This window comes from Rhodococcus sp. FW305-130 (assembly GCF_058788335.1).
In genome coordinates this window covers 169,207-189,703 of the sequence record NZ_JBYTAP010000008.1, presented here as the reverse complement: position 1 = coordinate 189,703, position 20,497 = coordinate 169,207, and the positions used below count along the sequence as shown (strand labels likewise).

The following is a 20,497-nucleotide window of genomic DNA, read 5'->3' as shown; positions in this document are numbered from 1 at the left end:
GGCGGCGGAGCGGCGGGTGCACTGGGCGCCTGGCCGGCGACTTGCTGGAGCGGGCCGGAGTCGACCGGGGCCACGAAGAGACTGCGAACATCACTGGGAACCGAGTCGGATGACGGCTCGGGCGCGGATGTGCGTAGCTCGCGCCGCGTCGGCTCGGCAGGACGCACCGGCTCCCACAATCCTGCTCCGGCGTCTTCGATCTTGTCGGCCATCTCGCAGTTCCCCCTCGTCGATCCCGCAGCTACCAGACAGCTAGTAATTCACCAAGCTGCATCGTAGCTGGCGCCGCCCCTGACTTACCCACCGGTAATACCTACAGACCGGTCGGCAGCCACCCACGGTACCTCGAGAGGATCAGTTGAGTCCCGCGTAGGAGTGCAAGCCGGACACGACCATGTTGATGATGAAGAGATTGAACAGCATCGCAACGAATCCGGCGATGTTGATCCAGGCAGCCTTCGTCTCCCGCCAACCAGACGTTGCCCTCGCGTGCAGGTAGGCCGCGTAGATCACCCAGGCGATGAAGGACATCGTCTCTTTGGGGTCCCAACCCCAGAAGCGTCCCCATGCAGCTTCCGCCCAGATCGCACCGAGGATCACACCTGCGCCGAACAGCGGAAACGCGATGATCGTGCTCTTGTATGCCAAGCGGTCGAGCGTCTGGGCGTCCGGCAGTCGCTCCGCGATCCGGCCGCCGATGCTCGTGCCTTCGTCACCGGGCGGGAACTTCAGTCGCAACAGGAACAGGAGGCTGGCGATACCGCCGATCATGAAGATGCCGGAGCCGACGCTGACGATCGTCACGTGAATCGGCAGCCAGTACGAGCGCAGCGCCGGAACCACGGGAGCCGCGTCGGCGTAGAGAACCGTGCCGGCGAGGAACATCAAGATCAGAACCGGTACCAGCAGGAAGACCCACATCGGACGGTACGCCGGCTTGATCAGCAGGACGTGCCCGACCAGCAACGACGCCGCACACGCCATCGCCACGAATTCGTACATGTTGCCGAGTGGGAATCGTTCCGTCGCAAATCCGCGGAGCACGATCGACGCGATGATCAGTACCGTTCCGACAACCAAGACAGCTCGGCCCATTCCGCCGAATCGCTCCGAGAGCGACTTGGTCGGAGTCTCCGCGACCCTGCCAGGCACGGACGCGTCGACTCCGCCGGCAGAGACCAGTTCCTTGTCCTGAACCGCCTTTGCTCTGGCCGACGCGTACTGCACGATGAGCAGCACAAACGCCAGCACGAGCACGGTGAAGGCGGACTTGAAGGCCCAGTCGCTGTACTGCGCGAGTGTCTCGTTGGTTGTCATCGGGCGTTCTCCTGCGCGTGCGGTTGGTTCACCGCGGTGGTCGGATTGCTTTTCAGCAAGCGGTCGGCGAGGCGGTCGAACTCGTCGCCCCAGCCTGCGTGGTCGGTGCGGGCAAGCCCACCAAGTTCTACTACAGTACGTCGTTCGTCATCTGGATAGATACGTGCCCAGACGCGGCGACGCTTGATCACGAGCGAGACGAGTAGCCCCGCCATCATCGTCAACGCTGAAACCAGTACCCACACCTGAGCGGGATCGTGGGAGACCTGCAGGTTGACGAAGTCGACGGCACCATCGAATCGCACCTGAGTTCCGTCGGCAAGCGTCGCGCTCTCACCCGGGAACAGATTGACTCGGTCCTGCTTGACCAGCCGGCCCTGATTGATCAGTTCGGTGTTGAGCTCGAACAGCGATTGCGGGTTACCGGTATCGAGTCCGGTATCACCCTTGTAGATGTCGATGGCGACTGCCGGATCGTTCATCGCCGGGTAACTCGACGACAGCAGGTTGCCGTGGAACAGCGCTGTGGGCGCGAACAATCCTTCGATGGCAATCTGGTTCTTCCGGCGCTCGTCCGTATCGGGATACATGCCGCCCGGCGGGTCGAAACGCATCGCGCCACTACTCAGGAACGTCGTGGCGTCGTCCGGACGCCACTGGAGCGTCTCGGTGCGGGTCTCACCGTTCGGGAACGTGACGGTGAATGTCGGCGCGTATCCGTGTCCCTGCAGGTACACACGATCGCCGGCGATCCGCAGCGGGTGGTTCACCTGGATGGTCGTGTCCCGCCAGGTATCGGACTCGAGGTCGTCGCCTGCCTGGTACGAGATGTCCGAGGTGAACATCTCGGCCTGACCGGTCTCGAGGTAGTCGGCCTGGAAATTCTTCACACGGACACACAGCGGAGTCATGCCGGTGCCGTCGAGGCTCAGGCCCGCGACGAACGAGTCGAACACTGCCGGCGAGGTCGTGCAGAATCCGGGGCCGTCGTTGGCGATGACGATGCGATTGCCCTCGTAGCCGAACAACTTGCCCGCGGCAATCGCGATCAACAATCCGACCAGGGACAGGTGGAACACGAGGTTGCCGAATTCGCGGAGGTATCCCTTCTCCGCCGAGATGGTGATCTCGCCTTCGCGTCGTGATTTCGTATCGCCGCGACGCGTTTCGACGCGCCACCCACGTAGTTCTTTCGACACACGGGCAGCAAGTTCGTCGGGAGTCTCGCCGTCGACGACGCTCTTGGTGTGGTGCGGCAGGCGAGCAAGATTGCGCGGCGCATTCACCGGACGGGTGCGCAGCGCCTTCGCGTGCTCCACGCAACGCGGCAGGATGCAGCCGACCAGCGAGATGAAGAGCAAAGCGTAGATCGCGGTGAACCAGAAGCTGCTGAACACGTCGAACAGTTCGAGGCGGTCCATCCACGGACCGAGCGTCGGACGCGCGGCGATGTAGTCGGCGACCTTGCCCTCGTTGAGGGTTCGCTGTGGCAGCAGGGCGCCGGGGATCGCAGCGAGTGCGAGGAGGAACAGCAGAACCAGCGCGGTCCGCATCGAGGTGAGCCCGCGCCAGGTGTTGCGCCCGAGTGCAACGACTCGACCGATCACCGACTGCTTCGGCAGCACGGGTGTCGGGTTGTCGTTATTGTCGTCAGCTGTCATATCGGCAGCGTCACCTCCGAGATAAATGCGTCGCGAACCCAGCCGACGAACTGGTCCCACGCGCCTGTGACGAGGGCGATTCCCACTGCCACCAACATGATTCCGCCGAAAATTTGAATGGTGCGTGCATTACGACGCAACCAGCCGACGCCGGTCAGCGCACGCGCCGACCCCAGCGCCAGAAAGATGAACGGCAGGCCGAGTCCGATGCAGTACGCGACGATCAAGGTGACACCGCGCGCGGCGGTCATCCCGTCGGTTCCCGCGGCTACGGACATCACGCCTGCCAACGTCGGCCCGAGGCATGGCGTCCACCCCAGCGCGAACACTCCCCCGAGCAGCGGCGCCCCCACCAGCGACGACACACGACGCGGTTCGAAACGGACGTCTTTCTGCAGCGCCGGGATGAGTCCGATGAACACCAGACCCATCGCGATCGTGACCACACCGCCCACGCGCATCAGGACCTCGCGGTTGACGAGCAGAGTCGAGATCACGCCGAACACCGACGCGGTCGCGAGAACGAAGACGACGGTGAAACCGGCGACGAACAATCCGGCCGCACCGGCGACCCTCAGGCGGCTGCTCCGGGTGATCGTCCGGGTCCTCGCCTCGTCGGCGGTGATCGCGGGGGCGTCGGCGCCGACGACGCCGGCCAGGTAGGACAGGTAGCCGGGGACGAGCGGCACGACGCACGGTGAAGCGAACGACACCAGACCGGCGAGCACACAGGCGCCGAGGGCCAGCAGAAGCGGACCGGACGACGCCGCGTTCTGAAACGCTTCGCCCACACCGGCACTCAGTGTGTCGCTGCCGGCCAGCAGCGTGGTGGTCGTGGTTGTCATCTTTACTGCGCGTCTTCCTGAGCTACTCGCTGGACGACGGGCAGCAAATCCTCGGCGAGAAGTTCTTGGAGGAACACCGCGGCGACGCGATGCTGGCGGTCCAGGACGATCGTCGTCGGAATGACCGACGTGGGGTAGCCGTCACCGAGGGCGATCAGCGAACGCATCGACGGGTCGTAGATCGACGGGTACGAGACCTTGTTGTCGACCACGAAGTCCTGCGCTTTGTTCTTGGTGTCGTCGCGGACGTTGATGCCGAGGAACTGCACGCCCGAATCCTTGGTCTGCTCGTAGACCTGTTCCAGGTCGTCGGCTTCGGCGCGGCACGGCCCACACCACTGACCCCAGACGTTGAGGACGACGACCTTGCCCTCGAAGTCGTCGACGCCGACCTTCTGACCTTCGTTCATCAGATCGGGCCCTGAGAGCTTGCCGATGGTGCCTCGGTCGGACGGTGGATCGTAGAAGATCTTGGTCTGTCCGCCCGGTGAGACGAAGTCGAAAGTTCCGCCCTGTGCGACGGCGTCGTCGCCGGTCGCGCAGGACGAGAGAAGAAGCATCGCCGACGCAGCGGCTGCGAATGCTGCGGCGATGCGGCGCGAAATCATGCTCCTGTCACTCTCGGGTCGGAGGCACCGGCAGGTTCGGAGTAGACGATGTCGACCAGGGTGTCGCCTTCGTAGACCAGTGAGGTCAACGAGGCCAGTCCACACTGACGGTGACGGGGATCGTGCCAGAGACGCTCGCCCTGCAGGAATCGACGCAGTGTCCAGACCGGAAGCTGATGGCTGACGACGACGGCTTCGTGTCCGACTGCCGCGACGCGTGCGGCATTGACGGCTGCGAGCATGCGATGAGCGATCTGCAGGTAGGGCTCGCCCCAGGACGGGGTGAACGGGTCACGCAATTTCCACCAGTGACGCGGACGTGAGAGCGCACCGTCCCCGACGGCAACCTTGAGACCCTCGAACTCGTTGCCTGCCTCGATGAGGTTTTCGTCGGTGACGATGTCGAGCTTGTGTGCCTCGGCGATCGGCGTCGCGGTCTCTTGTGCGCGCTGCAGCGGCGACGCGACCACGTGGGTGATGTCGTGATCGGCGAGCACCGACGCGACCGCACGAGCCTGGGCTTCGCCCGCCACCGACAACCGGAAGCCCGGGAGCCGTCCGTAGAGGATCCCGCGCGGGTTGTGTACTTCGCCGTGGCGCAGGACGTGGACGATGGTGCGGGTGGACGTGTGGTCGGGGTGATCGGCGTCGGTCACAGTCGAGGGTCCTCGCTGAAGAAGATGGATGTCGGAAGCGTGCGGTTGTTGCTCGAGCTTGAACGTGTCAGGGGTTGACGGCAGCAGCTGCGGCCTTGGCGGCGTGCGGCATGGCGTCGGCGATGATCGAGAATGCTCGATCGTCGAGTGCAGCGGAGACGAACCACGCTTCGAACGCGCTCGGCGGCGGGTACACGCCGCGGGAGAGCAACGCGTGGAAGAAGGCGGGGAATCGCCAGGTCTGCGCGGCTTTGGCTTCGTCGTAGTTGGTCACCGTGTTCTCGGTGAAGAACACGCTCACCAAGGTTCCGGCGTACTGCACACGGTGTTCGACGCCTTCGGCGGTGAGGGCTTGGGTCATGAGGTCGCCGAGGGCGGTCGCGTTCCGGCCGAGCTTGACGTACACCTCGGCGTCGGCGGCGCGCAGACTCGCGAGTCCGGCGGCGACGGCCACGGGGTTACCCGAGAGGGTGCCGGCCTGGTACACGGGACCGTCCGGCGCGAGGTGACCCATGATGTCGGCGCGGCCGCCGAAGGCTGCGGCAGGCAGGCCGCCGCTCATGACCTTGCCGAAGGTGTAGAGGTCGCCGGCGACGTTGTCGATGCCGTACCAACCCGAGGCGCTGACGCGGAATCCCGTCATCACCTCGTCCATGATCAGGAGTGCGCCGTGCTCACGGGTGAGACGACGCAGACCCTCGTTGAAACCGGGAAGCGGTGCGACGGCGCCCATGTTTCCGGCGGCAGCTTCGGTGATGACGCACGCGATGGCGCCGGGGTTGGCGGCGAACGCCGCGGCGACTGCATCGAGATCGTTGTAGCGGACGACGATGGTGTCTTCGGCTTGAGCGCCGGTCACGCCGGGCGAGGTCGGCAGCCCGAACGTCGCGAGGCCCGATCCGGCGTCGGCGAGAAGGGCATCGACGTGGCCGTGGTAGCAACCGGAGAACTTGATGATCTTGGTGCGGCCGGTGAATCCGCGGGCGAGGCGGACTGCGCTCATCGTGGCTTCGGTTCCGGAGTTGACCAGACGAACCTTTTCCACGGGCGCGACGCGGGCGACGATTTCCTCGGCGAGAGCAACTTCGCCTTCGGTCGGCGCACCGAAGGAGAGACCGCCGAGCGCTGCTTCGCGAACGGCTTCGACGACTGCCGGGTGAGCGTGCCCGAGAATCATCGGACCCCAGGACGACACCAGGTCGACGTAATTGTTCCCGTCGACGTCGGTGAGGGTGTAGCCGGATGCTTCGCGAATGAATCGCGGTGTTCCACCGACCGAACCGAACGCGCGGACGGGCGAGTTGACGCCACCCGGAATCACGTTGCCGGCACGTTCGAAGAGCCGAGCGGAGTTCGTTGCATGCACGTCGGGATCACCGGAAGACACAGTCACGGCTTCCAGTGTCCCAGTTCTGTCGAATCTGACAACGACAGGGTGTAGGACTTCGGTGCTCGAGGCGAGTTTTCCGGTCGAACCGGGCCCCGCGTGAGACGATTCCGAGCATGAAGCGACTGTTGACGACGCTGATGGTCTCGGCTGCGATTCTTCTCACATCGTGTGGTTCGGACGCTTCGAACGACGACAAGGCGACAGTTTCGTCGCCGCCGAGCGCCACCGACTCGGCTCGAACCACCGCGGCAACGAGCACCGACCCGGCGTTTCTCGGCGGGTGTTCGGCAGTGTCCGTCTACGTTCAGCAGCGTGTTCAGAGCGGCGACACGTCGACACAGACAGCGGGCGCCGACTTCCTGAAGATCGTCGAGAACGACCCTTCGTACCAGGCTATGTCCGAGAGCGAGAAGGAACTCTTCCGCCAAGGAATCGAAGCGGGTGCCGCGGGCTCCTGCTGAATGTGAGGTTGGGATCGAACCGGGTTGCCCGCGGTGCGCTACGCGCTATCGTCGGTTCCATGGCCACCACAGCGGACCACCTCAGGACAACACTCGACGGACGCTGGCGGGAGGTGCGTGAGCGCGTTCGCGGCGAATTGAACGACGAACGTTTTGCTCCGCACTACACACCCAACACCGCCATTGCGCGCTCCAAGGCTCTCGAACAGATGCGGGTCCTAGCCGATCTCGGCTACGCCGCAAACGGTTTCGCGGTCTCTCACGGCGGAACGGGCGACGCGGGTGGCGCCGTCACCAGCATCGAGATGCTCGCGATGTCCGACCTCTCACTGATGGTCAAGGCCGGTGTGCAGTGGGGCCTGTTCGGCGGCGCCATCGAAAACCTCGGCACCGAGCGTCACCACCAGGCGTACGTCAAGCCGCTGATCGACCTGGACCTGCTCGGTTGCTTTGCGATGACCGAGACCGGTCACGGCAGCGACGTCCAGGAACTCGAAACCACCGCAACCTACGACGTCGAGACGGGCGAGTTCGTCGTCAACTCCCCCACCCCGTCTTCTCGCAAGGACTACATCGGCGGCGCTGCCCAGCACGCCACTGTCGCGGCAGTGTTCGCACAGCTGATCACCGGAGGCGAAAGCCAGGGCGTCCACTGCTTTGTCGTGCCGATTCGTGACGACGCCGGCAACGACCTCCCCGGAGTGACGACGTCCGACTGCGGGCTCAAGGGTGGACTGCCCGGAGTCGACAACGGCCGCATCGTCTTCGACCAGGTCCGCATCCCGCGTGAGAACCTGCTCAACCGTTACGCCGACGTCGCCGAGGACGGCACGTACAGCTCGGCGATCGAGAACCCGAACCGTCGGTTCTTCACGATGGTCGGCACATTGGTTCGTGGACGTGTCACCGTCGGTGGTTCGGCGGCTGCGGCCGCCCGCGTGGGATTGGCCATTGCCGGTCGATATGCCCTGCAGCGCAGGCAGTTCAGCGCTCCGAAGAGTGACGACGAGGTCCTGATCATGGACTACCTCGTCCATCAGAAGCGTCTGCTGCCGTTGATCGCCCGCTCGTACGCTCTGCAGTTCGCACAGAACGAACTGGTCGCCGCGATGCACGACATTCAGAGCAGCGACGACCCGGACCCGCAGGAGCAGCGCGAACTCGAGGGTCGCGCCGCCGGACTCAAGGCCGCCAACACGTGGCATGCCACTCGGGCAATCCAGGAAGCACGCGAAGCCTGTGGTGGCGCAGGCTATCTCGCCGAGAACCGCCTCACCGCGCTCAAGGCTGACACTGACGTCTTCACCACGTTCGAGGGTGACAACCACGTTCTGACGCAGTTGGTCGCAAAAGAACTTCTCACCTCCTACGCCGACGAAGTCCGCGGCATGAGTCCGGTCGACTGGATGCGCTTCGCGGCTACGACGGTCTCCGACGTGGTCAAGAAGCGCACGGCAGCGCAGCAGATCCTGCAGACGATCGTCGACACTCGCCAGGACAACGAAGAGGACGGCAGCCTCTTCAACCGCGGCACCCAGATGAAGATGTTCGAAGACCGCGAGGAGTACCTACTCGCCACTGCGGCAAGGCGATTGCAGGCAGCGCAGAAACGCGAGGAGAACCCGTTCGACGCGTTCAACTTCGTGCAGGACCACGTGCTCAAAGCCGCTCAGGCGCACATCGAGCGCGTCATCCTGGAAGCATTCGTCGCCGGCATCGACTCGTGTGAGGACGAGACCGCGAAGGAACTCTTCGGCGAGGTGTGCGACCTCTACGCACTGTCCGTCATCGAGGAGGACAAGGCCTGGTTCATGGAGCACCGGCATCTGTCGGTGGAGCGTTCGAAGGCCGTGACGCGCGGGATCAACGAGCGGTGCCGCACCCTGCGCCCCCACGTCGAGACACTGATCGACGGGTTCGGCATTCCGGACATCCTGCTGGGGTCCGCGATGCTCGACGGACCGGGCACGGACGCGGTACGGCTGAAGTAAAGGGTTCGGGTGGGGTCGGCAGTCGCCGGCCCCACCACATTTATTGCGCTGCCGTCTTTTTCGACTGCCGAGAGGCAAGCAGTCCGGTCAGGCCGAGTGCCGCGACCAGCCAGATACCCAGAACGAGCAGGTGCGGTCCGGCTCCGTTGCCACCGAAGTAGATGACGGAGCGGATGGGCTCCATGGCCGCTGATCCGAGCCAGAACGAATGGATGTGCTGCCAGAATCCGGGCAGGAACGACACCGGGATCGCACCACCCGAACTCGGGAAGTTGATGAAAACGAGCACCGTCAGCACCGCGAAGATCGCGGCTTGGCCGAGCAGTCGATTGAGCAGGATGCTCACCGCACCGACGGTGAACGTGTAGAGCATCGAGATCCCCAGCAATTGCAGGATCTGACCGACCGACGCCCCGAAGGCGTGCATGAAGATGCTGGTGATGCCGAAGGCTATGAGCGGGGTGAGTATCGCCGCACCGGCCAGGATCGAATACTGCTCTCGCAGCCGCATTCTCGGCGCAACCTGACTGAGCACCGTGATGGTCAGGTAGCCACCGAGGGTGCAGACGATCAGGAAGTAGAAGAGCCCGACGGTCGAGGAGTCGCGCGCCGTGACGGGCGCCGAGTCGATCACCGTGACCTGCTGCCCCGTCTGCTCCGCGACGGAATGCGCCAAGCTGCTCACCACGGAAACCGTCGAGGCACCCGCACCGGTGGCGATATGTGCGGTCACGGTGTCACCGATCTCGACGGCGCCGATAGCGTCACGGTTGTCGATGCGCGAGATCGCGTCAGCCGAGTTCTCTGTGGCGACGAGGTCGAATTTGTCGCCAGACGTGGCTTCGATTCCCTCGATCAACGACGCCGTCACAGATGCTGGACCAACCACCACGATCGGTGCCTGGTTCGGCATCGGCGAGTGGAACGCGCTGACGTAACACAGGCAGAACATGATGACGAAGAACAGCGGAAACGCGAGTCCACTGCCCACCATCTTCCAGTTGGTCGGCGGATCGACAACCTCTTCACTGGGAACGCGGACATCGGTATCTGTCATATTTCACACTCTCTTCACTAACCGCATCTAGCTGTCAACACCGTTGACAGACTCAACAGTCAACACTGTTGACACGTTAGAGTCAACGCCGTTGACAACGAGGTCGGCGAGCGAGCACAGAGGTCGATGTCGTGACATCCACGAAGCACACACCAGAGCGGGAACAGCCCTCGACGTCCGAGGCGATTCGCGCCGCAGCGTTCCAACTATTCGGTGAGCACGGGTTCGGTGGCACGTCAGTTCGCGCCATCGCCAAAGTTGCCGGAATCGATCCGGCCCTGGTCATCCGGCATTTCGGATCGAAGGAAGCGTTGTTCCTGGAAACCACGCCGGTTGCGGACTACTTCGAAGGTCAGTTCGACGGCCCACTCGACACCCTCGGTGAGCGGATCGCAGCCTTCGTCCTGGGCAAGGCCGACGCCCGGATGCTGTCGGTGTACACAGCGCTCATGCGAGCGTCGGACAGTCCACGCATCCGGGAGCGACTGCGCGAGATGACAGGCACGTTTGCCATCAATCTCGCCGCTCGCCTCGACGGCGAAGACGCCTACACCCGCGCACTCCTGGTCTCCGCCCAGGTGTCCGGCCTGTTGAGCGTCCTCAGCGACGGGAGCATCCCCCAGTCCGCAGATCGCGACGAGTTGGCAAAACTCTACGGCCGGGCGATGCAGACGCTGGTCGATCAGTACTGAGTGATGACCTCGTCGGCAACCGTCGAATGGAGTCGAGTCGTCCCTGACGATCACCGGCGTCAACTCCGTAGCGATACCAGGGCAACACTCTGATTTCCGTGACTCCGAGAGTCTCGAGTTCGCGATATCCGTCCAGCTCACGAACATCCGTCGGCGAGACGTTGACGCCGAAAGGAACATCGGCACGACCGTACTCGACCCGCAATTCCGTGAGGCGATCGATAGCGCAGGCTAATTCGGCTTTGGTCGTGTTCACCGACATCCAACCGTCAGCCAGCCTGGCTGCACGACGCAACCCCGGTTCGCTGTGCCCACCGATGTAGATCGGAACCGGAATCTCCGGAGCCGGACTGATCATCAGAGCGTCGAAATCGTAGTGCTTGCCGTGGTATTCGACCCATTCCGGTCCGCGTCCCGCACACACCGCCTTGATGATCTCGATGGCTTCGTCGGTACGCGCACCGCGGGTGCGCATCTCGGTACCGGTGAAGGTGAATTCCTCGGGAATCCAGGACAAACCGACGCCGAGAGCGACGCGGTTTCGCGACATCACGGCCATGGTCGATACCTGCTTGGCCGTCAACAGCGGATCGCGCAGTGGAAGTTTGAACACATTGGTGTAGAACTGAATTCGCGATGTGACGGCTGCCATTGCCGTCATCGCAATGAACGGATCGGGCATCGGCGTCTCGGGTGCCCACATCCGCTTGCCGTCAGCGGTGTACGGATACGGCGCCGACACCTGCTCGGGATAGAACACGGAATCCGGCATCGCGATTCCGTCAAATCCCACCTCTTCGGCGACCTGCGCCAACTCGCACAGTTCCAGGGCGTCGATCATCGCACCGGCCAAGGACCACTTCATCGTTCCACCGTTTCGCCGTTAGGCGAGATCCAAGCGCCGCCCAAGAACATGATGTCGGTGATGTTGCGTACGACGCCGTGAACGTTGCCGTCCCATGCGGTCAACACCGACGCCGGACCCCAGATCACGTAAGGCACAGTCGCGTTGGCGTACTCCTGCACCTTGCTGATCGCCTCACGGACAGCATCGTCCGTCGATGCCGTCTGCACAGCTGTGATCATCGCGTCCATCTCCGGGTCCGCGAAGCCGGACGGGTTGTTCTTCGAATCACTGGCCATACTGTTGTACAAGTTGAGGTACGGCGCTTCTTCTCCGACCGGAGCGCCACCTCTGGTCATGTCGAAATCGTGGTCCTTGTATACCCGTCGAACCAGATCGGTCACATCGGTCGCGTAGTCGATGGTGACGTCGAAACCGATCGCGTTCAGCGACGCCTGAACCGTCAGTGCCGTCGCCTGTTGGCTGGGCTCCGGGGTGGTGAGGTAGCGGAGTTTCCCGTCGTACCCGTCGGACTTCGCTTGATCCAGCAGCGCCTTTGCCTTCACCTGATCGAACGGAATACCTGCTGTGTTGTTGAACCAACGTGACGTCTGCGGGACCAGTTCGGAACTGGCGGTGCCCAATCCGTTGTTCGCACGAGTATTGACCGCCTCCGGATCCACCCCGTAGGCGATCGCCTGACGGACGCGAACATCGGCCCCGGGCTTGCCCTCACGGTTGTTGATCGTGCCGATCCCGTTCTGTCCGGTCGGACTGAGGTAACCCGAGTATCCGTCGTCGAGAGCTTGTTCGATCACGGCCTCGTCGCGGAGGATGTACGTCATGTCGATCTGGCCGCTCTTCAACGATTCGTACTGAGACTGCGCACCCGACGTGGGAACAAACCGCACTGTGTCCAGTGGAGGTTTACCGCCCTGATAATCCGTGCGTGCGGCGAGTACCAGTTCTTCGTGCGGGGCGAACTTGGCCAGGGTGAACGGACCCGCCCCGATCGGCGTGAACGCTCCCTCCACTGTTCCTGAAACCGACCCTGTCTCTCCCCCTGAACTTCGCGCAACGATCATTCCGGGCCCGAGCGACAACAGCGCCGGGAATTGACGCCAGGGCCGCTCGAGCACGAATTCGACTGTGGTGGCGTCGAGCGTCTCGATCCGATCCACGATGTTGAGCCAGGTCTGCGATACATCACCCTTGCCTGCCACGAATCGATCGATACTCCACTTCACCGCTTCCGCGTCGAGCGGACTTCCGTCACTGAAGGTGAGGCCATCAGCCAAAGTGACGGTGTACGAAGTGAAGTCGCTGTTGTTCGACAGTGTCTTCGCGAGTTGTGGCACGAAGCTCCCGTTTGTGGAGTCGCTGCGTACCAGCGTGTCGTAAATCGCGGCCATTTCGGTTCCGCCGGTCGAACCGGCGGCTTGCGTTCTCGTGGGGTCCAACGAGGAAGGGAACGAATAGGACCCGAAGGTGAGAACACCGCCGTCGATCCGCTCCCCCACATCTGGGGCGCCCACAAAACCAGCTGCGCCACTACTGCTCGGTGAAGCCGATCCCGAGTTGTCCCCACTGCTCGACGCGCAGCCGGCCAACATCAATGCACCGGCAAGCCCGAGCGCGACAAAGCGAGGGCCGAACCTAATCTTCCTGGTGTACATACGTTCCCAATCTCCGTCAGCGTGTCAGATCTTGACTACCTTGGACGTCGGGATCGGGTGCGAGTCCGCCTTGATCCAGCGCAGCGCCCATGTCCCCTCGGCATGCGAATCGGTGTCGATCCAGTTGCCATAACCCGGATCCTTCGCCGCCACGACGATTGTCATGGTGCCGTCGTCGTTGAGCTTCGCGGTGTGATTGTTGATGTAGATGTTCGTGCGGTTGTAGTCGAGGGACTCGACCCAGAAGTTCTGCAGCACGAAGTTGAAGTACTCGCAGTTCGGAACCTCGGTCTCGATGACCCACGCCTCGTCCTCGGCGAGCTTCCAGTAACCGTGGAAGTAGAAGATCGTCGGATCGCCGCCGGCATCCTGGAAGTAGTCCTGTCCCCAGTCGAAGATCTCGTTGGTGTGCGGCTGGAATTTGCGCGACCATTCCAGGAAGGTCTCCGCCATCCCCTTCACGATCCCGACGGACTTGGTGAGACGCTCGCCGATCTCTTCCGGACTCAGCGGGACGAACTCGCCGTCCGGGTTCAGGCATTCGATGGTCAGATCACCGATGACCTCGTTGCGCCGATCCTGGTGAGTTTGCCGAACGGAGATGAGGTTGCTGTCGGGCGCCAAAGGCAGCCAAGCGCCCTCATCGGGCTTGTCGACGCTCGCGATGAACTCGAAACGGCCGTTCTCGTCGACCTCGAGGTCGTGGATATGCAGATCGCCGGTCTGCAGCATGGTGCCGTCGATGTGGTACCGATTTACGCGCGAGCCGAAGGTGATCAGCGGGACGGTGCCTCGGGTGCCGATGATCCGGTAGTTGTACTTACCGGAAATGTTGGCGCGCATGTAGACGTTGTCCGGGTTGTCGGCACCGATCTTCGTCATCATGTTCGGGTTCGGAGCCGACGAGAACTGCGGCCACCGCGGATCGGTGTACTCGACACAGTTGATCGTGCCGTACCGAAGCAACCGACTCAGGTAGCGGACGCCCTCGGCTTGAGTCAGCGGATCCTGAGGGACGATCTCGTCTTCCAGGACCTTTCCGACCTCGAGCAGATCTGCGCAGAACTTTTCCCAAACAGCATTCATGTGAATCTCCTTGTTTCGGTTGGGGCTTCGCCCTGTGCGCCTTTTTGGTAGTCGGCACTACCAAAAAGGCGCACAGGGCCGGAGGGCTTCAGGGTGTGGTGGCGAACTTCGCTTCGACGTCGGCAGCGCTCACGCCGAAATCCTCGAGCGAATAGCGATGCGACGGACGACGGTGCTCGGCCAGGCTCGCCTGATGCGACGCCTCCACCGCTGCGCGAGCCTCGTCAGTGAATGGCAGGTCGAACTGCGCGTAGATCTTCTCGACGGTGCCGACCGCATCGGCGATGAAGTCCTTGTAGTCGACGTCGATGAACTGATCGGGGTTGTAACGGCTACGGGCATTGTTGAAGTTCGCATTCCCTCGCGCCCACAACTCCAGTTGCGTGCGCCCGATGGCCGGACGATCGAAGGCCCTCGACATGTCGTGTCCGCCCTGCTCGACGAGGCTGAAGGTGGACGCCATCGATGTCAACGGGTCCCGGAAGGTCCGAACGAACAGTGCATCCGGATAGACCGACATGATCTCGTCGATCGCGAAGACATGGCTCGGGCTTTTGAGCACCCACCGTCTGTCCTGGTCGTGCAGCCCGATCAACTGCAGGTTCTTCTTGTGCCGCGCATATGTTTCGGTCCAATCCTGCTCCGCCAGCCACTGCGTGTAACTCGGCACGTACGCCACCGTCTCGAACGCGGTCGAGAGCATCGTCTGCTGCAGCAGCCGCCAGCATTCCTCGACCTCCTCCGCCCCCATGAAATGAACCTTCATCAGGTCTGCCTCGTTACGCTGGCGAGCACGGTAGAAGGCGTCGGAGCGAACGTAATCTTCGTTCTCCGACCACTTGTCGCGCTCGGGGCGCGGCTGCGGCGTCTCGGCGAGCCACATCTCGGCGCCCTGATGCGCTGGGTCGGCACCGAGCAAGCGGTGCAGCGCGGTGCTGCCGGTGCGGGTCAACCCGACCACGAAGATCGGGCGTTCGATCGGAACGTCTACGTGCTCTGGATATTTCGCGAATCCGGCCTCACTGGTCAGGCGACCCGCGAGCGCTCCGACGATCATCTTGCGAGCGATCACCTTGCCGTGAGGAGTGAGGTCGGCCTCGTTCTGGAACGACTCGAGGAGAACTCGAAGCCCTTCGAGATAGCTGTCGCTGCCGAAGTTTTTGTACCCGGTCTCCTCACGCGCGACCTGGTGCAAGTCGTCGATGGAACCGATGCCGTCGTAATCCTGTGTCATCTGTAATTCCTTGTGGGGTTGTTCAGTGGTGGGTGTGACCGCAGTTGACGTCGAGACATTGCCCGGCGATGGCTCTGGCCGAATCGGACAAGAGGAAGACGACGGCATTGGCGATGTCGTCAGGTTCGGGTAGCCGGCGCAGATCGGCGCCCGCTGCAACCTCGTCGTAAATGACCTTGGGGTCGACCCCAGCTGCCGCCGCCTTTTTCTCGAACATGTTCTTGACCGAGTCCGCCCAGATATAGCCGGGAGCAACCGAATTGACTCGAACGCCCTTGGGACCGAGATCGATCGACAAACTGCGTGCCATTGCCAGGAGCCCGGATTTCATGATGCGGTAGGCCCCGAACCCGGGAAGCTGATTACGCAGCACCATGGACGTCACCATCACGACGGAGCCCTCCGCCTCGGTCAATGCCGGCACAAACGCGCGTGTCACGTTCAACGCCGCAAGCAGGTTGATGTCGATACCCGACTGGATGGACGCCATGTCGGCGTCCAGGAGCGAGACCTGCGCCGGTTGGACAAAGGCGTTGTTCACGAGGCAGTCCACGCCGCCGAACTCTGCGAGCGCAGTCTCAGCCAACGAGGAGATCGAATCGACGTGGGTGAGATCGGTCGGAATGGCCAGTGCAATTCCGCCGCGGTCTCGGATCTCGGTTGCCACAGATTCCAAACGCTCGGGTGTGCGGGCGGCCAGAACAACTTTTGCTCCGGCCGCCGCACTCTGCACCGCAATCGAACGACCCAGCGCCGGGCCCACTCCCGAGACGACGACAACCTTGCCTGCCAGCAGGCCCTGATGGGTCAGCACAGTGCCTGCGGATCGAGAACAACACTCAGAGAAACGATCTTGCCGTTCTCGTCGAACTCGAACAGGTCGGAGGCAGCGAAGTCGGCCATCCCGACGCGCTGTACCCGAAGCTGCATTGCTGCGTATTTTCCCGTCACCGAAATCGGGCCGAGCAGGCTGACTGTGAAATCGACCTGCGCGTTCGCGGTATCGAATTCGCGAATCTCGTCGATTCCGCGGTAGGTCTGGACCCCCAGCGGTTCGTGTTGAACTGCGTCGGGCGCAAACAGCGCAACCAGGCCGTCGACGTCGTGACTTCCGAGACACTTGACGTAATCTTCTACGGCAGAAAGTATTTCAGCCCTGTCAGGCATGGATGCTCCTCATGTTCAGGCGGATCAAGAAATGGTTCCGCGGGCGCGAAGATGGTCGACGATCGCGATCGCAGCGTCCTCAGTCGTCGTGACACTGGTGTCGATGTGTATGTCAGGGTTCTGCGGCGGTTCGTACGGCGAATCGATTCCGGTGAAGTTCACCAACTCGCCACGTCGAGCCTTCTTGTACAGCCCCTTGGGATCTCGCTCCTCTGCGACGGCAAGAGCGGTGTCGACGAAGATTTCGACGAACTGTTCGTCGCCGATCAATTCACGGGCGGCATGACGCTCCGCCTCGAACGGTGAAATGAAGGACGCGAGCACGATCAGACCGGCGTCCGCCATCAGTCGGGTGACCTCGGTGACGCGACGGATGTTCTCGACGCGGTCGGCTTCGGTGAATCCGAGGTCTCGATTCAGCCCGTGACGAACGTTGTCTCCGTCGAGGAGGTAGGTGTGCGCGCCGAGTGCGTGCAGTTGACGCTCGACATCGTTCGCGATGGTCGACTTTCCCGAACCGGAGAGACCGGTGAACCACAGAACTGCGGGTTGGTGTCCCTTGAGCCTGGTGTGCGCGGCCTCGTCGACGTCGACGGATTGCCAGTGAATGTTGTCCGATCGACGCAGCGAGTGCGTGATCATGCCCGCACCGACAGTGCCGTTGGTAAGGCGGTCGATGAGGATGAAGCTACCGGTGTCACGGTTGCCGACGTACGGGTCGAACGGGACCGGTCGATCGAAACTGAGGTTGCAGACACCGATTTCGTTGAGCGCGAGAGTAGTCGTTGCGGTCTTCTCGAGAGTGTTGACGTTGATCTTGTGTTTCGGTTTGGTGATGCGCGCAGTGACTGTCACGGTACCGATCTGGCACAGGAACGGCCGTTCGGGCAGCATGGGAGCCTCACCCATCCAGACGATGCAGGCCTCGAACTGATCGGCGACGGCCGGCGGATTGTCGCCGATGGACAGCACATCACCGCGACTGATGTCGATCTCGTCGGCGAGCGTGATGGTGACCGAGCGGCCCGCACCGGCAACGTCGAGGTCGCCACCCATGGTCACGATGCGCTCGACGTTGGATGTCTTTCCACTGGGGAGCACCCGGATAGCGTCCCCGGGAGATACTGTGCCGGAAACGATCTGGCCGGAGAATCCGCGGAAGTCGAGGTCCGGCCGATTGACCCACTGCACCGGCATCCGGAACGGAGCCGCGGCGGCAGCATCGTCGATGTCCACGCTTTCGAGATGCTCGATCAGGCTGGGGCCGGAGTACCACGGGGTATTCGCACTGCGCTCGGTGAGATTGTCACCCATGTATGCCGACATCGGAATGGTGACGAACCCGTCCAGACCGATCTCGTGAGCGAACTCTGCGTAATCCGCGGTAATGGCATCGAAGACCTCTTGCGAGTAGTCGACGAGGTCGAGCTTGTTCACGGCAAGCACCACGTGCTTGATCCCCAGCAACGACACCAGATACGAGTGCCGGCGGGTCTGAGTCAGTATCCCCTTGCGGGAATCGACAAGGATCACAGCAAGATCGGCGGTCGACGCGCCCGTCACCATGTTTCGGGTGTACTGCTCGTGCCCCGGAGTATCGGCGACGACGAACTTGCGTCGCTCGGTCGTGAAGTAGCGGTAGGCGACGTCGATCGTGATGCCCTGCTCACGTTCGGCGGCGAGACCGTCGACCAGGAGCGCGAAATCGAGCCCCTCCCCCTGGGTTCCGCTCTTGCGCGAATCGGCTTCGAGCGCCGTCAGCTGGTCGTCGAAGACGAGTTTCGATTCGTAGAGCAGACGGCCGATCAAGGTGCTCTTGCCGTCGTCGACGCTGCCGCAGGTGATGAATCGCAGCATGCTCTTGTTTGCATGACGTTCGAGGTACGCCTCGATGTCGTCAGCGATCAAATCCGAGGAAACAGTCATCAGAAGTACCCCTCTTGCTTCTTCTTTTCCATCGACGCGCTGGAGTCGTGGTCGATGACCCGTCCCTGGCGTTCGGAAGTGGTGGTGAGCAACATTTCCGAGATGATCTCGGTCAGGCTCGTTGCGGTCGATTCGACGGCTCCGGTCAGCGGGTAGCAGCCGAGGGTACGGAAACGAACGCTCTTGAGTTCCGGAGTCTCTCCCGGCAGCAACGGCATCCGGTCGTCGTCGACCATGATCAGCGCACCGTCCCGCTCTACGACGGGCCGCTTGTCGGCAAAATACAGCGGAACGATCGGAATCTCTTCCTGGCGTACGTATTCCCACACATCCAGCTCAGTCCAGTTCGAGAGAGGGAAGACGCGCAGGCTCTCGCCCGGCGCTTTGCGGACGTTGTACATCCGCCACAGTTCCGGTCGCTGCTGCTTGGGATCCCAACGGTGCGCAGCTGATCGGATCGAGAAGATGCGTTCCTTGGCGCGGGATTTTTCTTCGTCACGGCGGGCGCCGCCGAATGCAGCGTCGAACTTGTAGTGATCGAGGGCTTGTTTGAGGCCTTCGGTCTTCCACATATCGGTATGGACAGCGCTGCCGTGAGTGAACGGGTTGATCCCCTGCCTCACGCAGTCCGGGTTGGTGTGGACGATCAGATCGAGATCGCCTGCAGCAGCGGTACTGTCACGAAGTTTGTACATTTCACGAAACTTCCACGTGGTATCGACGTGCAGAAGCGGAAACGGCAGCTTCGACGGATAGAAGGCCTTGCGCGCCAGATGCAGCATCACGGCGGAGTCCTTGCCCACCGAGTACAACATCACCGGGTTCTCGCTCTGGGCAACAGCTTCACGCATGATGTGAATGCTCTCGGCTTCGAGTCGTTCGAGGTGCGTCAGTGTCGCGGTCATCGGCCCAGTTCCTCCAGTGCTTTCGGGGCGAGTTCGGGTCGGCAGATCAGCAGATCCGGCAACCACGGGTTTTCCTGGTTGTAGCGCAGTTCGCTGCCATCGATACGCGAAACATGCAGTCCCGCAGCACGTGCGACAGCAACGGGCGCCGCCGAATCCCACTCGTACTGTCCGCCCGCATGTGCGTAGATGTCTGCCTCACCCGAGACGACCGCCATTGCTTTGGCTCCGGCGGATCCCATTTCGATCAACTCCGCGCCCATCGCGTCGGCCATGCGCATGACCGGTTCTGGACGACGCGTCCGCGATACGACGACTCGAACCGGCGTCGCGGCATCCCGTTCGGTTCGATCATCGCTGCTCGAATAGGTGACGCCAAGGGCAGGCATTGCGACCGCACCTGTTGTGAGGACACCGTTTTCGGTCAGCGCAACATGAACGGCCCAGTCCGATCGTCCGGCCTCGCCGTACTCACGGGTGCCGTCGAGAGGGTCGACGATCCACACCCGATCCGCAGCCAGCCTCGCGAGGTCGTCAGCCCCTTCCTCCGACAGCACTGCATCCGCAGGAAAGCGTCGGGCAAGTTCGGCGACGATGAATTCGTGACTGAGCCGATCGGACGCGTTCTTGAAAGTCGCGACATCACCGTCGTTTTCGCCGAGGGATTTCCGATGGTCGAGCAGAAGTTCTCCCGCCGCAGCGGCGATGTCGATCGCCGCGCGTTCATCGTTAGTGCGTGTCATAGGTACTCCACAACTGTGTAGACCTCCCGATCGATACGGGAAGAAAGGTCAGGCCGACCGCAGAGTGTCCAGCGCTTTGCACTGGCCTCGATGTGGTCTGCGCCATACCGTAACACCAGAATGAACAATGTTCATTCTATTTCGAACAATGTTCATTCTATGATCTACATCACTTTGGATTTTGGGTGGCGTTCAACAACGAACAGCGTTCGATGTAAATTGAGGATGCCGAGCGGCC

19 protein-coding genes are annotated in these 20,497 nt (G+C 62.4%); 3 read left to right on the top strand and 16 right to left on the bottom strand.

The window, feature by feature from the left end:
- Window positions 1-354 precede the first annotated feature (354 nt).
- The 6 genes from ccsB to hemL all read right to left on the bottom strand — a co-directional run bounded on the left by ccsB (window position 355) and on the right by hemL (window position 6,480).
- A complete protein-coding gene (gene ccsB / locus AC3WQS_RS24480) occupies window positions 355-1,317 on the bottom strand; it encodes a c-type cytochrome biogenesis protein CcsB (protein WP_019744351.1) in 963 nt (320 codons plus the stop codon).
- Window positions 1,314-2,978, bottom strand: a complete 1,665-nt coding sequence (gene resB / locus AC3WQS_RS24475) for a cytochrome c biogenesis protein ResB (protein WP_021333939.1) — start codon at window positions 2,976-2,978, stop codon at window positions 1,314-1,316. Before resB ends, ccsB begins: the two co-directional genes overlap by 4 nt.
- Window positions 2,975-3,823 (bottom strand): cytochrome c biogenesis CcdA family protein, encoded by an 849-nt coding sequence (locus tag AC3WQS_RS24470; RefSeq protein ID WP_019744353.1) that lies wholly within the window; start codon window positions 3,821-3,823, stop codon window positions 2,975-2,977. The genes resB and AC3WQS_RS24470 overlap by 4 nt, the downstream gene beginning before the upstream one ends.
- Before the next feature lie 2 nt (window positions 3,824-3,825).
- Window positions 3,826-4,431 (bottom strand): TlpA disulfide reductase family protein, encoded by a 606-nt coding sequence (locus AC3WQS_RS24465; protein WP_003942071.1) that lies wholly within the window; start codon window positions 4,429-4,431, stop codon window positions 3,826-3,828.
- On the bottom strand, window positions 4,428-5,087 hold the full coding sequence (locus AC3WQS_RS24460; protein ID WP_003941868.1) for a histidine phosphatase family protein: 660 nt from the start codon (window positions 5,085-5,087) through the stop codon (window positions 4,428-4,430). The genes AC3WQS_RS24465 and AC3WQS_RS24460 overlap by 4 nt, the downstream gene beginning before the upstream one ends.
- A gap of 67 nt (window positions 5,088-5,154) precedes the next feature.
- Window positions 5,155-6,480, bottom strand: a complete 1,326-nt coding sequence (gene hemL / locus AC3WQS_RS24455; RefSeq protein WP_492712409.1) for a glutamate-1-semialdehyde 2,1-aminomutase — start codon at window positions 6,478-6,480, stop codon at window positions 5,155-5,157.
- 110 nt (window positions 6,481-6,590) lie between these two features.
- On the opposite strand from hemL, the gene AC3WQS_RS24450 reads away from it, so the two are divergent.
- Both AC3WQS_RS24450 and AC3WQS_RS24445 read left to right on the top strand, forming a co-directional pair.
- A complete protein-coding gene (locus AC3WQS_RS24450; protein ID WP_007735283.1) occupies window positions 6,591-6,938 on the top strand; it encodes a hypothetical protein in 348 nt (115 codons plus the stop codon).
- Window positions 6,939-6,997: 59 nt separating this feature from the next.
- Window positions 6,998-8,929: an acyl-CoA dehydrogenase family protein gene (locus AC3WQS_RS24445; protein WP_024487810.1), complete on the top strand. Its 1,932-nt coding sequence runs from the start codon at window positions 6,998-7,000 to the stop codon at window positions 8,927-8,929.
- Window positions 8,930-8,969: 40 nt separating this feature from the next.
- Here the strand turns inward: AC3WQS_RS24445 and AC3WQS_RS24440 are convergent, their stop codons facing one another.
- Entirely contained in the window at window positions 8,970-9,986 is a 1,017-nt protein-coding gene (locus AC3WQS_RS24440) for a hypothetical protein (RefSeq protein ID WP_283384608.1), read from the bottom strand.
- A gap of 131 nt (window positions 9,987-10,117) precedes the next feature.
- Between AC3WQS_RS24440 and AC3WQS_RS24435 the strand changes: the two genes are divergently transcribed.
- Window positions 10,118-10,678 (top strand): TetR/AcrR family transcriptional regulator, encoded by a 561-nt coding sequence (locus AC3WQS_RS24435; RefSeq protein WP_092764708.1) that lies wholly within the window; start codon window positions 10,118-10,120, stop codon window positions 10,676-10,678.
- On the opposite strand, the gene AC3WQS_RS24430 is transcribed toward AC3WQS_RS24435, so the two are convergent.
- The 9 genes from AC3WQS_RS24430 to AC3WQS_RS24390 all read right to left on the bottom strand — a co-directional run bounded on the left by AC3WQS_RS24430 (window position 10,587) and on the right by AC3WQS_RS24390 (window position 20,259).
- The gene (locus AC3WQS_RS24430; protein ID WP_492712408.1) at window positions 10,587-11,543 is read right to left on the bottom strand and encodes a TIGR03619 family F420-dependent LLM class oxidoreductase; all 957 of its coding nucleotides are present in this window, start codon (window positions 11,541-11,543) and stop codon (window positions 10,587-10,589) included. The two genes, AC3WQS_RS24435 and AC3WQS_RS24430, sit on opposite strands and share 92 nt — an antisense overlap.
- Window positions 11,540-13,198: an ABC transporter substrate-binding protein gene (locus tag AC3WQS_RS24425; protein WP_020968943.1), complete on the bottom strand. Its 1,659-nt coding sequence runs from the start codon at window positions 13,196-13,198 to the stop codon at window positions 11,540-11,542. The genes AC3WQS_RS24430 and AC3WQS_RS24425 overlap by 4 nt, the downstream gene beginning before the upstream one ends.
- A gap of 24 nt (window positions 13,199-13,222) precedes the next feature.
- The gene (locus tag AC3WQS_RS24420) at window positions 13,223-14,284 is read right to left on the bottom strand and encodes a DUF1214 domain-containing protein (protein ID WP_092764713.1); all 1,062 of its coding nucleotides are present in this window, start codon (window positions 14,282-14,284) and stop codon (window positions 13,223-13,225) included.
- 88 nt (window positions 14,285-14,372) lie between these two features.
- A complete protein-coding gene (locus AC3WQS_RS24415; protein WP_099697457.1) occupies window positions 14,373-15,518 on the bottom strand; it encodes a sulfotransferase family protein in 1,146 nt (381 codons plus the stop codon).
- A 22-nt stretch (window positions 15,519-15,540) separates the two neighbouring features.
- Window positions 15,541-16,332, bottom strand: coding sequence for an SDR family oxidoreductase (locus AC3WQS_RS24410; RefSeq protein WP_492712406.1), 792 nt, complete (start codon window positions 16,330-16,332; stop codon window positions 15,541-15,543).
- Window positions 16,326-16,685, bottom strand: a complete 360-nt coding sequence (locus tag AC3WQS_RS24405; RefSeq protein WP_492712404.1) for a nuclear transport factor 2 family protein — start codon at window positions 16,683-16,685, stop codon at window positions 16,326-16,328. The genes AC3WQS_RS24410 and AC3WQS_RS24405 overlap by 7 nt, the downstream gene beginning before the upstream one ends.
- Before the next feature lie 24 nt (window positions 16,686-16,709).
- Window positions 16,710-18,611: a sulfate adenylyltransferase subunit CysN gene (cysN, locus tag AC3WQS_RS24400; RefSeq protein ID WP_492712403.1), complete on the bottom strand. Its 1,902-nt coding sequence runs from the start codon at window positions 18,609-18,611 to the stop codon at window positions 16,710-16,712.
- Complete coding sequence (gene cysD / locus AC3WQS_RS24395) at window positions 18,611-19,516, bottom strand: sulfate adenylyltransferase subunit CysD (RefSeq protein WP_030535501.1); 906 nt, start codon at window positions 19,514-19,516, stop codon at window positions 18,611-18,613. The genes cysN and cysD overlap by 1 nt, the downstream gene beginning before the upstream one ends.
- Entirely contained in the window at window positions 19,513-20,259 is a 747-nt protein-coding gene (locus AC3WQS_RS24390; RefSeq protein ID WP_030535502.1) for a 3'(2'),5'-bisphosphate nucleotidase CysQ, read from the bottom strand. The genes cysD and AC3WQS_RS24390 overlap by 4 nt, the downstream gene beginning before the upstream one ends.
- Between the last annotated feature and the right edge of the window lie 238 nt (window positions 20,260-20,497).